The sequence below is a fragment of the Pseudomonas sp. EU05-FHT14B02 genome, from assembly GCF_058791055.1.
Genome location: NZ_JBYTDD010000005.1, coordinates 67,790 through 81,479, shown reverse-complemented (window position 1 = coordinate 81,479; position 13,690 = coordinate 67,790). Strand labels below are relative to the sequence as shown.

Here is a 13,690-nt window from a genome sequence, read left to right as displayed (position 1 = left end):
GTCCTACGGCAACAGTCTAGCTGCTTGCAGGGCATTTCCGACAAGTATGCGGGAAGTGTTTGTCAGTCAATTCATGTCGAAGGCCCCGCCTTTGTTAGGCGCGAGCAGGCAAGGCGCGATCCGGCAGCGGTCAAGGCGACTGTCAGTGGCGCAATGCAAACAAATGTTGCCGGATGAATCACCGTGCGACGTTCGGGAACGTCGCACGGTGACAGATCGCTTACTGGCGGTAGGACTTGAGGAAGCCGCCAATGCGTCCGATGGCCATCTCCAGGTCATCGACACGGGGCAGGGTCACGACGCGGAAGTGGTCTGGCCATGGCCAGTTGAAAGCGGTGCCTTGAACCACCAGCAGCTTCTCGGAGAGCAGCAGGTCGAGGACGAATTTTTCGTCGTTATGGATCGGGCAGACCTTGGGGTCGATCCGCGGGAATGCATACAGCGCCCCCATCGGCTTGACGCAGCTGACGCCCGGAATGTCGTTGAGCAACTCCCAGGTGCGGTTGCGTTGCTCCAGCAGGCGGCCCTGGGGCAGCACCAGGTCATTGATGCTCTGATAGCCCCCCAGGGCAGTCTGGATCGCATGCTGGCTCGGCACGTTGGCACACAGGCGCATGTTGGCCAGCATATCGATGCCTTCGATGTAGCTCTGGGCGTGGTGTTTCGGGCCGGAGATGGCGATCCAGCCGGAACGGAAACCGGCCACGCGATAGGACTTGGACAGGCCGTTGAAGGTCAGGCAGAGCAGGTCCGGCGCCAGGGAGGCGGTGCAGATGTGCACGGCGTCATCGTAAAGGATCTTGTCGTAGATCTCGTCGGAGAACACCACCAGATTGTGCTGGCGGGCCAGTTCCAGCATGCCCAGCAGGACTTCTTTGGAGTAGACCGCGCCGGTCGGGTTGTTCGGGTTGATGATCACCAGGGCCTTGGTGTTCGGGGTGATCTTGGCCTTGATGTCGGCCAGGTCCGGCCACCAGTTGGCTTGCTCGTCGCACAGGTAATGCACCGGGTTGCCGCCCGATAGGCTCACCGCTGCGGTCCACAACGGATAGTCCGGCGCTGGCACCAGCACTTCGTCGCCGTTGTTGAGCAGGGCCTGCATCGACATCACGATCAGTTCGGAAACGCCGTTGCCCAGGTAGATGTCTTCAATGCCGACGCCTTCCACCTGCTTTTGCTGGTAGTACTGCATGACGGCCTTGCGCGCACTGAACAGGCCCTTGGAATCGCTGTAGCCCTGGGCGGTCGGCAGGTTGCGGATTACGTCCTGGAGGATTTCGTCCGGTGCTTCGAAACCAAAGGGCGCCGGGTTGCCGATGTTCAGCTTGAGGATGCGATGGCCTTCCTCTTCCAGGCGCTTGGCGTGCTTGAGCACCGGGCCGCGAATGTCGTAGCAGACGTTGGCGAGCTTGTTCGATTTGCTGACCTGCATGGCGATGTGTTCCCGAAAATGAACGATCCAGACGGCGTTTGGGCAGCCGTGCTGGGAATCCTGCGTATTCACACAGGCCTGACGCCTTGAGATGCAGCACCCATATTTCCGTTTGAATGCGCGTGGTCTGGCTGCCAGACTGGCGTTTGACGAGGCGCAATCATACGTGCCGCCCGATCCGTGGAAAAGGTACAGATCGGGCTTTTTCAGCCGCTGAGGTGTGATGATGGAAAAGTTGGAAAAAACCCTGGAAGAATGGAAGGCGATGCTCGACCCGGAGCAGTACAACGTGTGTCGCCTCAAAGGCACCGAACGACCGTTTTCCGGCAAGTACAACGCCACCAAGACCGACGGAATCTACCACTGCATCTGCTGTAACGAGCCGCTGTTCGACTCCAAAACCAAGTTCGACTCGGGTTGCGGCTGGCCGAGCTTCTACGCGCCTATCGGCGACAGCGCCATGACCGAAATCCGTGATGTCAGCCACGGCATGATCCGCACCGAAGTGGTCTGCGCCAAATGCGACGCGCACCTGGGGCACGTTTTTCCCGACGGCCCGCCGCCAACGGGCCTGCGTTACTGCATCAATTCGGTGTGCCTGGACCTGGTGCCGCGCGTGTAATGCGAGTCCTGTAGGAGCGAGCTTGCTCGCGATGGTCGTCAACGATAACGCGGGAAGCCTGGTGCCCCGAGTTGTTCTCTGGTCCATCGTCGGAGCGCCGCCCGGAGCAAGCTCGCTCCTACAGTGGATTGGCGTTCGATAATTTAAATTGCACGCAATTCAATTGCTCGCTATTTTGTTGTCTCTTCCATTCAATCGGAACCTCAAACATGAGCGACAACCTGCTGAGCATTCCTTGCACCACGATCAAGGGTGAGCAAAAGACTCTGGCGGATTTCGCCGGCAAGGCCGTGCTGGTGGTCAACACGGCCAGCAAGTGCGGTTTCACTCCGCAGTACAAAGGCCTGGAAGAGCTATGGCAGACCTACAAGGACCAGGGCCTGGTGGTGCTCGGCTTTCCCTGCAACCAGTTCGGCAAGCAAGAGCCAGGCAGCGAGGGGGCGATCTCCGAGTTCTGCGAGCTGAACTTCGGTGTCAGCTTCCCGCTGTTCAAAAAGATCGACGTCAATGGTGCCGATGCCCATCCGCTGTTCGTGCAACTGAAAAAGCGCGCACCGGGGGTGCTGGGTTCCCAGGGCATCAAGTGGAACTTCACCAAGTTCCTGATCGGCAAGGACGGGCAACTGGTCAAGCGCTTCGCTCCGGCGACCAAGCCGCAGGACCTGACCCGCGATATCGAAGCCCTGCTCAAATGAACACCTTGCCGGTCGATTCCCTGAAGCTCGACAGCCAGTTGTGCTTCAAGCTGTACGCGGCTTCCCGGGCGGTGATTCGCGGCTACAAGCCAATGCTCGATCAGTTGGGCCTGACCTACCCTCAGTACCTGGCGATGCTGGTTTTATGGGAGTGGCAGGAGGCGACCCCAGAGCAACCGACCGTCAAGGCATTGGGGGAGCGTTTGGCCCTGGATTCCGGCACGCTGACACCTTTGCTCAAGCGCCTGGAACAACTGCAACTGGTGCAGCGTCAGCGTTCGGCGCGCGATGAACGTGAAGTACACCTGAGCCTGTCGCCAGCCGGCACGGCCTTGCGCGAACAGGTCGGGCCACTCAGGGCGCGCCTGTTGTGCGACAGCGGGGTCGATCTGAATCGACTCAACGAATTGCGCGATGGCCTCGATCACCTGTTGGGGCAGATCAAGGCGCTGTCATAGAGGGGATCCACAGGTCCAGCAGGGCGGCCAGTTCTTCGCGCCGGAAGGGTTTGGCCAGGTAGTCGCTCATACCCGCGGCACGACAGCGTTCACGCTCCTCCGACATGGCGTTGGCCGTCAGGGCAACGATGGGTAGTTGGGGCCAGCGTCCGCTGCGGCGGATTTGCCGGCTGGCTTCATAGCCATCCATTACCGGCATATTGCAGTCCATCAGCACCAGGTCGAAATCCCGTTGCTCGAGTTGATCCAGTGCCTCGCCACCATGAGCGGCGGTGGTGACCTCGCAGCCGAGTTTGCCGAGCATGCCCTTGGCCACCAACTGGTTGACCGGGTTGTCTTCCACTAACAGCACGCGCCCGCGGCGTTGCGGGCATTGTGTGTCGAGCCGAGCCTCGTTGACCGGATGGGTTTGCGGTTGCAGGATCCTGCGCAACGTTTGAAGTAGCATACTGCGGGCCAAAGGGCGGGCCTGCTGTTGCAAGGGGGCGAGTGCGTTGACCTCTTCGCTGGGCATGAAGTTGCCATACGCGGTGATCAGCAGGATCGGCGCGCTGAGGGTGGGGCGCAAGCTGAACAGGCATTCGGGGCAGTCGGTGATGAGCACGTCGGCTGACAGGCCAAGCAATGGGTCATCCATGGAACGCCGTTCATAGTCCAGTCCCCAGACAGGCAACAGGCTGTTCAACAGTTCCCCCAGTCCGCTGCTGGCGGCCGTGATGGCAATGACTTTGCCCTTGAGCGAAATAGCAGGCATTGCACGGGTATGACTGGGCAATGGCAAGTCTGCGCAGAACTGGCTGCCAAAACCCGCCTCGGAGCTGATGGTCAGGCGCCCCTGCATGGCTTCGCAAAGATTGTAGGTCAGGGCTAGGCCCAGCCCGGTACCGCCAAACTGACGGGTAATACCGGCACCGGCCTGGGTGAAAGGCTGGAGGATCTTGACCTGGGCCTCCTGAGGGATGCCGATGCCGGTGTCGCAGACTTCGATCCTGACGCCGTCGCCGAACGTCGAGAGGCGCACGTCGACCCGCCCGAAACGGGTGAACTTGAGGGCGTTGGACAGCAGGTTACTGACGATCTGCCGCACCCGGGTCGGATCGCCGAGCACCAGTGCCGGGAAATGCGGATCGATCAGGCAGGTCAGTTCGACGCTGGGGGCGGCGTTCTGCGATAACAGGTTGGCGGTGTCTTCGATCAGCGAACCCAGGTCGAAGGGGATGTGTTCGAGTTCGAGTTGGCCGGCATCGAACTTCGACAAATCGAGAATATCGTTGAGCAATTCCACCAGCACTTTGCCCGAGTCATGGGCGATCGACAGTTGCTGCTGTTGTTCAGCATTGAGCGGTCCGTCGAGCGAGAGCGCGATCATCCCGAGCAAGCCATTGAGGGGCGTGCGGATTTCATGGCTCATGTTGGCCAGGAACACCGAGCGGGCTTCGGCCATATCGAGGGCAGTACTGCGGGCGGTTTCCAGTTCCTCGTTGGATTGGCTCAGCCGGTCGTTGATCGCCTTGAGTTCGGCAGTGCGGGCCGAGACGATGTTTTCCAGTTGGCCAAGATATTCGGTCAGGCGGTTTTCCGCATTGCGCCGCTGCTGGATTTCGGTGGCTATGTTCCTGAATTGCTGGTTGGCAACCTTGACCAACACGCCGATCTCATCGTTGGCGTGCCCGGCGGGACACTCCAGCGAAGTCGGCTCGGTGCTGCTCGGGTCGCGACCGCTGAGTTCACGGATGACCCGCACCAGAGGTTTTGTCAGCATCACATAGAACAGCGCCAGCAGGATGCCGGACAGCAGCAGGCTGCGGGCGAAGCCATTGAGCAGGGTCACTTCGGCCCGGCGCAAGAACCGGTTGCCGAAGGCGTAAGTATCGACTTTCAGCCGCAGCGTACCCAGGGATTCGTTGGGTAAATGATCCAGGTAAAGCCGGTCTTCGAACTGTCGGCTGGCGCCGAACAGGAAGTCACTGAGCATCCGGTAACCGTTTTCCACACCAGGTCGCTTGACGTTGGCCAGTACGGTGCCGTTGTTGTCGATCAGCTTTGCGCTAATGATCGCTGGCGAGCGCAGCAGGCCCAGGGTCAGTTCCTTGGCGAGTTCGGCGTCGATGTTGTAGGCGATTCGCGAGGCCGGGTTGTGGCTGATTTCCAGCAATGAAAGGATTTCACGATTGATGGAGGCGTCTTCACTGGCATAATCGATGCCTATTTGCAGCAGGCTGAGCAGCGTGCCCAGAATGAAACCGACCAGCACGGTAAGCCGGGCTTGCTTGAATGACAGCCGGTTGGTGAATTTGATGTCCATGGGGGGGTGAACCACTTCCGTTTCCTTTCGCTGCTCAAGCATAGTCGATCATGCCTGTCTGCTGATGTTCTCGCGAGGGCTGTACCGCGGGGGCAGCCGCTTGTGTGACGCTGTGTTTCGTCGCTGTATCACCATCATTACTGTGAACGTGCCCGAGGAGAAGTCGTGGATTCCCGATTGAATGCTTTTCTTGAACGCGCCGATGCCGTTCTGGCCCGTATCGAGCCGTTGCTGCCGGCGCCACGACCCGCCATCGACTGGACGCAATGCCTGGCCGCGCGCTGGCAGCGTGAGTCGCGCGGCGGTTATCTGATGCCGCTGGAGGTCAGCCTCGACATGCGTTTGTCGGATCTGATCGGCGTCGACCGGCAAGTCGAGCAGCTTGGGCGCAATACCCGGCAATTCCTTGACGGCATGCCGGCCAACCATGCCTTGCTCTGGGGTTCGCGCGGCACCGGCAAGTCGTCGCTGGTGCGCGCTTTGCTGGCCGAGCATGCTCAAGCCGGTTTGCGCTTGATCGAGATTGAACGTGATCACCTGGCAGACCTGCCGCGGGTGGTCGAACAGATCGGCAAACTGCCCCAGCGTTTCGTGCTGTTTTGCGATGATCTCTCGTTCGAGTCGGGCGAGGGGGATTACCGAGTGCTCAAGAGCGTCCTTGATGGCTCGTTGGAACAGGCGCCGGACAACGTTTTGTTGTACGCCACGTCCAACCGTCGCCACCTGGTGCCGGAAAAGGAAAGTGACAACGAAAACTGGAAACGGGTCGACGGCGAACTGCATCCGAGCGAGGCGGTGGAAGACAAGATCGCACTGTCGGATCGCTTCGGCCTGTGGCTGTCGTTCTATCCGTTTACCCAGGAACACTTCCTCGACGTCGTCGAGCACTGGATCGGCCAGTTGGCCGGCAAGGCCGGACTGGCGTGGCAGCGCACCGAAGATCTGGACATTCTGGCGGTACGCTGGGCCACCGGCCGAGGCAACCGCAATGGGCGTTGCGCCTATCAATTTGCCCGTTACTGGGTCGGGCTGAAACTGTTGGAGCACAAGGCATGATCGATTTACAAAAGAGCGGCCAGGGCCTCGAAGGCTACGGCATGCTACACGCGCAGCTGGAGTCATTGCTTGCGGACGAGCGGGATTTCATCGCCAATGCCGCACAGTTCTCGGCGTTTCTGTTCAATCAACTCGATGATTTGAACTGGGCCGGTTTCTACCTCAACCGTAATGAAGAACTGGTGCTGGGCCCGTTTCAGGGGCAGATCGCTTGCGTGCGGATTCCGTTCGGTCGTGGCGTTTGCGGGGCGGCGGCGGCCACCCTGAAGACTCAACGAGTCGAAGATGTGCACGCGTTTCCCGGTCACATCGCCTGCGACAGCGCCTCGAACAGCGAACTGGTGGTGCCGTTGGTCAAGGACGGCCGATTGATCGGTGTACTCGACCTCGACAGTCCGAAACTCGCGCGTTTCACCGCGCAGGACCAGGCTGGAATCGAACAGCTGGCGGCGATTTTCCTGCGCCTGACTGACTGCTGATCAAGAAGCCAGGCCGGCCTTGGTCAGCAGGCCCGACGCGTCCACCGCATCGATCTGCTCAGGGGCAAGGAAGCGCCTGGCGTACTGCAAATAGACCTGTGCCTTGATGAACAGCCCGAACAGCTCCGGGTCGATGTGGGCATCACGGCACATGAACGCCATGATGCCCAGCGCCTCGCTCAAGGTCTTGGCTTTTTTGTAGGGGCGGTCGGCGGCCGTCAACGCTTCGAAAATATCGGCAATCGCCATCATCCGCGCCGGCAAGCTCATTTCTTCTCGCTTCAAGCGTTTCGGATACCCGGTGCCGTCCATTTTTTCGTGGTGCCCGCCAGCTATTTCCGCGACGCTGCGCAAATGCCCGGGGAACGGCAGATGGTTGAGCATCAGAATCGTCTGAACGATGTGGTTATTGATGACATAACGCTCCTCGCTTGTCAGGGTGCCCCGGACAACGCTCAGGTTGTACAACTCGCCCCGGTTGTATTTGTGGGGTGGAACGTCGAGCTTGAAGCCCAGGGGATTGTCTTGTGGTATCGCTTCGTTTTCGCTGCGTTCGAACAGGTGCTCGGGTTTGTCCGCCAGTAACGGTTCGCTGACGGGCAGGCTGGGGGCGGGCGTTCGGGTCTGACGCCGATTTTCTTCCCAGGACACGCCCAGCCGGTCATCCAGGGTCCGGGTCCAGGTTCGTTCAGCCAGGCGACGCAGGCGTTGCAGGTCAGCGTCGGCCATGGCTTCGCCGCCGAGATTGCAGCGGGCAACGAAGGCGAAATCATCATCAAGCCCGGCCAGGCTGGCATTGCGCAGTTCCGCCAACGGTTGCTCATCACCGCCCAGGGCAATGCCCCGCCAGTAGCTGATCCAGGCATCGCACTTGAGTACCTCGAAGCGGGTACGGATTTCGTGGATACGATCGGTCAGGGTTTCCAGCTTCGTGGCTTTGTCGACGACATATTCCGGGGTGGTGACCTTGCCGCAATCGTGCAGCCAGGCGGCGATGTGCAGTGCCTCCCATTCATCTTCGGTCGGCTGATAGGCGCTGAAGGCGGGCTCCTGGCTCGCTGCCGCCGCTTGGGCGAGCATCAGGGTCAGTTCCGGCACGCGCTGGCAATGGCCGCCGGTGTAGGGGCTTTTGGCGTCGATGGCGCCGGCCAGCAGTTGAATGAAGGCGTCCAGCAGCTGTTTTTGCCGGGTTTGCAGGCGCTGGCTTTCGATGCACACGGCAGCCGCGCCGGACACCGCCTGGAGAAACGCAATGCGGTCCGGCCGCAGCTTGTCCAGATCGCTCTGCTCACCGCTGTCGGCTAAGAGCAACACCAGCAGACCCACGGTTTCGTTGTGGCGATTGTGCAGGCGAATCCCGATCAGATGGACCCGAGGACTTTCCAGCGCGAGCAGGATTTTCTGCAGATCACCCGCCTGCTCGAACCCCAGGTTGCTGACGACATTGTCGACGTTGGCCAACTGGTGCAGCCATGGAGGGCTTTGCGGGTTCTCGAGTGAGTGTCCGTGGATGTCGAAGGCTTGCAGGTTTTTGGCGGTGTTATTGATGACCAGCCCGTGGGGCTCCATGTGCTCGCCATCACCTTCGCGTAGATAAATCAGGCCGGCCTGGGCCTGGCCGATTTTCACTGTTTCAAACAACACCCGTTCCAGCAGCGGGGCGAAACGGGTTTCGGCGCTGAGGCTGTCAGTGATCTGGAAAAAGCTCGCCAAAGTGTCTTTCATTCGTGCCATCGACACACTCAACTGGTCGACTTCGAGCACCGGCGAGCGACGCGAAAGCGGAAAATTGAAATCGAAACTGCGAATCGCATCGGCCTCCTGCACAAGGGCGCGCAAGGGTTTGACGAGGATTCTTGAGGTCAGCCAACCCAGCGGCACACATAACAGCAAGGTTGCCAGGGTAATGAGCGCACCCTGCCAGCGCATCCGGTAAGCGTCGACGAGCAACTCGTCTTCCGGTACCAGCAGCGCCATTTGCAGGCCTCGGGGGCCGCCTTCCTGCATGCTGCTGCGGGCCACGATCCACTGCCGGCCGTCGGCGTTCAGACGACTGCCCTGAGGCGGACTGTTGAGCAATGCGTCCAGGACGGGGCTCAGGTCCGCCGCCTTGACCAGGCGGGACGTCTGATCATCGATGATCAGCTTGCGGCTGTCGGGGTAGGCAATGGCATTGCCTTCGGCGTCGAACAGTACGATTTCGGTACTGGGGGTCACGACGTGCTTGGCCAGGGTCGCGCTGAGCTCGGCCAAAGTCAGGTCGGCGGCCAGGATTGCCTTGTCGCCGCTGCGTCGTGCCAGCGTCGTACCGATGTTGTGGGTGGAAAAGAAGATATAGGGTTCGGTCGTGATCTGGTCGTTGTTGCCGCGGGCGCTGGCAAACCAGGCGCGGTTGCGTGGGTCGTACGTGTCGTTCAGGTTGTCCTGACGGCTGACAATTGCCAGGTTCCGGTCGAAAAACAACGACTGGGAGCGGGGCTGGCCGTTGCTCTCGTGCTCGATGCTCCAGACTTGGAAAACCGCCATGTCCGGAGCCTTGACCAGGGCTTTGACTTCCGGGGTGCGCAGCGGGCGGACCATGAAGAAGTCACCATTGTCGTAACCCAGGTACAGTGAAGCCAGGTTGGGGTTGTCCTCGAGTGACTGGCTGAACGGTTCGAGCAGTGCCAGGCGCTGTTCCAGATCAGGGGACTGGCCCGCCGGATTGAGTGCCAGCAGGCTCAACAGGTGACGAATAGGGTCATAGGTAGCGTGCAGGTCCAGGCGGACATCCTGCTCAATGCGGTTGAAGAGTTTTTCGCTGCTGGACAAGATGATCTGTGTGGTTTGCCGGTAGTTGAAAAGCCCCAGCACCGCTCCGGTCAGCAACAGCAAAAAGGTGAACATCACGCTGATATGGACATGCAGTGGAAACCGGCGTGGATCCGTGCGCAGTGGGTCAGGCATTGCGGGTTTCTCCATGATGGTCAACACACCGCTGAGGGACCAAGCATAGTTAAGGCTCTGGCATTTTGCCTTCGTCGTAATGCTCGATCTGACGTAGCAATGCGTCCTCCAGTTCGAGCATGGTGCGCTCCATGGATTTGCAGCATCCGGCCACTTTTTCGCGATCGGAATCCTCGTGGCAGGCGGCTTCGAGCGCCTCGCAGCGGTCGATCAGGCGGGAGGCCTGTACTATCCGGGCTGCGCCTTTGATTTTGTGGGCAATGTCCTGCAGCGCTCGTGTATCCCCAGAGCTGGATAGCGACAGCAGCGTTGGCAGATCCTGGCGGTTGCTGTTCACCAACTCGTTCAGCAATCGTCGGTTCAATATCGGGCTGCCCCCGGTCAGCAGTTTCAACCCGTGAAGGCTGAACGCCGGGGCTACATGGGTTGGTTCAATGCCTTGCACCCATTGACTCAAGGCTCCGAGGCTGAGGGGTTTGAACAGGCAGTCGTCCATGCCGGCCTGTTTGCAGCGCTGTATTTCTTCCGGTTGGGCGTTGGCGGTAAAGCCGAGAACGGTGCAGGGGGGGCGATGGAGTTGTCGCTCATGCTGGCGGATGGCACGGGCAAGCTCATAACCGTTCATGACCGGCATGTTGCAATCGGCGATCACCAGATCAAAAGGCTGGTCCTTCCATGCCTCCAATCCCTCCTGTCCATCGGCGGCGACGGTAAATCGATGCCCAAGAAACTCCAGTTGCTGGCACGTGAGCAATCGATTGGCCGAGTGGTCGTCGACTACCAGAACATTCAATGGGGTTGTGGCGACGACGACTTGGGTTTCGACTGCATGGGCCGATTGTTGCCGCGGCAACGTTTCCAGCTGCAGCAACACCTCCACTTGGGTACCGATGCCCTGCTCGCTGCGCAATTGCAGACTGCCGCCCATCATCTCGCAGAGATTGCGGCTGATCACTAGCCCCAGCCCTGCGCCTCCCCTGGCCGATTGCATGGCGTGGTCGGCCTGAGCGAAAGGTTCGAACAGGCGTTGTTGATCCTGTTCGCTGATCCCGATACCACTGTCGTGAACCTGCACTCGCATCTGCACATGCTCGGGTTGCGTTGCCGGGTGCAGGTCGACAATGACCCTGACCTGGCCTTGCTCGGTAAACTTGATGGCATTGCTGATCAGGTTGGACAGCACTTGTTTGAAGCGCAATGGGTCCAGCAACACATCGAAGCTCGGGGTTGCCGATGAAAACTCCAGCACCAGCTCGAGTTCCTTCTGTCGGGCCAGACCTTCGAAAATCCGGACGACCGAGGTCACAAGTTCACCCGGATCAACCCGCTCCGGAGTCAGGCTCAAGCGTCCTGATTCGATTCTGGCGATGTCGAGGATGTCGCCGATCAATTCCAGCAACCCTTTCGCCGAGTTGTACGCGACATCGATGGCCGGACGCTCCGGGTGCTGATGATCAAGACGCTTGAGTGTCAGTTCAAGCATGCCGATGATTGCATTCATCGGCGTGCGGATCTCATGGCTCATCGTGGCCAGAAACGTGCTTTTGGCCCGGTTGGCATTATCGGCGCGTTCTTTTGCGCAACGCAGATCATCGAGCAGTTGCCGCCGTTCGCTGATGTCGATCCAGCCACCGATAATGCCTTGCACTTTTGCGCTGGAATCCCGATAGGGAAGAATCCAGTGATAGATCGTCAGTCGCCGGCCACCAATGTGCAGCTCGCGATCGACGATCAACGGTCTGCCCTCGGCCACCACGCGCTGGTAGTCGGCCTGGTACTCCCGGGCTTCGAACACATTGCTCATCGATCCCTGCATGACGCTTTTGCCAATGACATCTTCACGCCGGGCGCAGAACGCTTGCAGGTAACTGTCGTTGCAACTTTGCAGCAGCCCCTGGCGATCACGTACGTAGATCGGATGGGGCGTGCCATTGACCAGCGATCGCATAAACTCGAACTGGTCGTTCAGCGCACGCTCGGCGGCCTTGCGCTGCTTGATCTGGCGTCGCATGTAATCGTTCCACGCAATGGAAATCAGCAATAGCACGCCGGCACCGATGACGATTTGGTAGAACAGTCTTTGATAGTTGCGCCATGTGCTTTGCGAGGACGCCGAATAGCCGCGCCAGCGACTGTTGATGATGCCCAGTTCTTCTGGCGAGATGCTCAGCAATGCCTTGTCGAGAATGGCGTTCAGCTCTTTGGCGCCCCGAGCGGTGGCAAGGGAAAAAGCTGCCTGCTCGGTGCCGATGGTGGTGCTGATTTGCAATGTGTGCTCGAACAGCCGCGAAGAAATAAAGTAATTGGCAATGACCAGTGAGTTCACCGCGCCCTCTGCCTGGCCTTCGGCGAGTAACTCCACGGCGCTGAAGGAATCCGGGGTCTCGATCAAATTGATTCGGGGAAACTCTCTGCGCAGGTAATCCATGATTGGATTGCCGCGGGCAATGGCCAGGCGCTTGTCCTCTAACTGCGCGAGGTTGGTCGAGCTGTCGGCGGCCTTGCGGGTCAGCAGGACGTAGGAATTTTCCAGAAAGGGGCGGGTAAAGTTCAGCTGGGTTTGACGCTCGGCACTGGGGAGCAACGCGGCGATCACATCCACCTTGTTGTCCTTGATCTGTTTGATCATCTCGTCATCGCTTCGACTGCTCCGGATATCGAAGCGCAAGCCGGTACGCAGCCTGATAAGCTCAAGCAAATCTGCGGTGACCCCGCGAAAATTGCCATTGCTATCGAAAAATGTCAGTGGTGCAAAGGCTTCGTTGACGACAACGCGCACAACCGGGTGGTGGCTCAGCCAGCGTTCTTCGCGGTCAGTGAGTTGCAGCTTTTGATCGGTCAGCAGAATGTCGCTACCGGCGCTCCAGCGTTTGGCGATGTTTTCTCGTTCACTGGAGGGGATGGCCGTGATCATCGCGTTGATGATGCCGAGCAGTTCAGGGTTGTTCCGATTGACGGCGAAGCTGAAACCAAAGGCTTCATGTTTGCCGAAGTTGGCCATGCGGATGTTGTTCAGGTACCCCTTGTTGATCATGTAGTGAGTTGAAATGGTGTCACCGAGAAACACGTCTGCCTGATCGAAAGCAACGGCATTGATCGCATTCTGGTAGGACGGATAGGACGTGATGATTGCCTTCGGATACAACGCCTTGACTTCCGCCAGCGGCAAGTAGTGATACACCATGCTCAGGCGCAATCCGGCCAGGCCATCGGTGAGGGATCGTGTTTCTCCTTCGCGGGTGACCAATACGGGTTGGTCGACTGCATAGGGTATGGACAGTGCAATGTCGGCGTTGCCAGCTTCGAATCCATTGGCGGTACCGAGCAGATCGACTTCGCCATTTTCCAGTGCAGTGATCGCGGCCCCTCGGGAGTCGAAACGCTGAACCGTGACGGGCAGACCGGTTACTTTTTCCAGGATACCGGCGTAATCGGCGGTAAAACCTTCATAGTCCTGACCACTGGTGGTCAGGTCGAATGGGGGATAGTCCGGGGCCGACGTACCGAGCGTCAGTTGGTTTTTTTGTTTTATCCATTGTCGCTGGGATTCATCCAGCCGAACCTCCAGCGCTCCGACCTTCGAGCGGCTGAGCAGCATGTAGTTTTCGCTGCCCTGTGCCCCGAACAACGAGGTGCTCACGCATAGACCTGCGGTCAATTGAATCAGATAGACCTTCAAACGTCTGGGCATCCAGGT

Annotated in this window: 9 protein-coding genes; 5 read left to right on the top strand and 4 right to left on the bottom strand. The window is 59.3% G+C overall.

Features of this window, described 5'->3' with window-relative positions; all coding sequences use genetic code 11:
- Nucleotides 1-220 precede the first annotated feature (220 nt).
- On the bottom strand, nt 221-1,432 hold the full coding sequence (locus AC3WTM_RS07000) for a pyridoxal phosphate-dependent aminotransferase (RefSeq protein WP_007973513.1): 1,212 nt from the start codon (nt 1,430-1,432) through the stop codon (nt 221-223).
- A 226-nt stretch (nt 1,433-1,658) separates the two neighbouring features.
- Here AC3WTM_RS07000 and msrB point away from each other — a divergent pair, with 226 nt between their 5' ends.
- From msrB to AC3WTM_RS06985, 3 genes are all read left to right on the top strand, one after another.
- Complete coding sequence (gene msrB, locus AC3WTM_RS06995) at nt 1,659-2,054, top strand: peptide-methionine (R)-S-oxide reductase MsrB (RefSeq protein ID WP_057716578.1); 396 nt, start codon at nt 1,659-1,661, stop codon at nt 2,052-2,054.
- 209 nt (nt 2,055-2,263) lie between these two features.
- On the top strand, nt 2,264-2,749 hold the full coding sequence (locus AC3WTM_RS06990; protein WP_102672540.1) for a glutathione peroxidase: 486 nt from the start codon (nt 2,264-2,266) through the stop codon (nt 2,747-2,749).
- Nucleotides 2,746-3,207 (top strand): MarR family winged helix-turn-helix transcriptional regulator, encoded by a 462-nt coding sequence (locus AC3WTM_RS06985; RefSeq protein WP_102672539.1) that lies wholly within the window; start codon nt 2,746-2,748, stop codon nt 3,205-3,207. The genes AC3WTM_RS06990 and AC3WTM_RS06985 overlap by 4 nt, the downstream gene beginning before the upstream one ends.
- On the opposite strand, the gene AC3WTM_RS06980 is transcribed toward AC3WTM_RS06985, so the two are convergent.
- Nucleotides 3,191-5,554 carry a hybrid sensor histidine kinase/response regulator gene (locus AC3WTM_RS06980; RefSeq protein ID WP_102672538.1) on the bottom strand — a complete coding sequence of 788 codons (2,364 nt, stop codon included), beginning with the start codon at nt 5,552-5,554 and terminating at the stop codon, nt 3,191-3,193. The two genes, AC3WTM_RS06985 and AC3WTM_RS06980, sit on opposite strands and share 17 nt — an antisense overlap.
- A 123-nt stretch (nt 5,555-5,677) precedes the next feature.
- Between AC3WTM_RS06980 and AC3WTM_RS06975 the strand changes: the two genes are divergently transcribed.
- On the top strand, nt 5,678-6,568 hold the full coding sequence (locus AC3WTM_RS06975) for an ATP-binding protein (RefSeq protein WP_102672537.1): 891 nt from the start codon (nt 5,678-5,680) through the stop codon (nt 6,566-6,568).
- Nucleotides 6,565-7,047 carry a GAF domain-containing protein gene (locus tag AC3WTM_RS06970; RefSeq protein ID WP_102672536.1) on the top strand — a complete coding sequence of 161 codons (483 nt, stop codon included), beginning with the start codon at nt 6,565-6,567 and terminating at the stop codon, nt 7,045-7,047. Before AC3WTM_RS06975 ends, AC3WTM_RS06970 begins: the two co-directional genes overlap by 4 nt.
- Here AC3WTM_RS06970 and AC3WTM_RS06965 read toward each other — a convergent pair whose 3' ends face one another.
- On the bottom strand, nt 7,048-9,993 hold the full coding sequence (locus AC3WTM_RS06965; protein ID WP_102672535.1) for an HD domain-containing phosphohydrolase: 2,946 nt from the start codon (nt 9,991-9,993) through the stop codon (nt 7,048-7,050).
- 49 nt (nt 9,994-10,042) lie between these two features.
- Complete coding sequence (locus AC3WTM_RS06960) at nt 10,043-13,684, bottom strand: transporter substrate-binding domain-containing protein (RefSeq protein ID WP_102672534.1); 3,642 nt, start codon at nt 13,682-13,684, stop codon at nt 10,043-10,045.
- Nucleotides 13,685-13,690 lie beyond the last annotated feature (6 nt).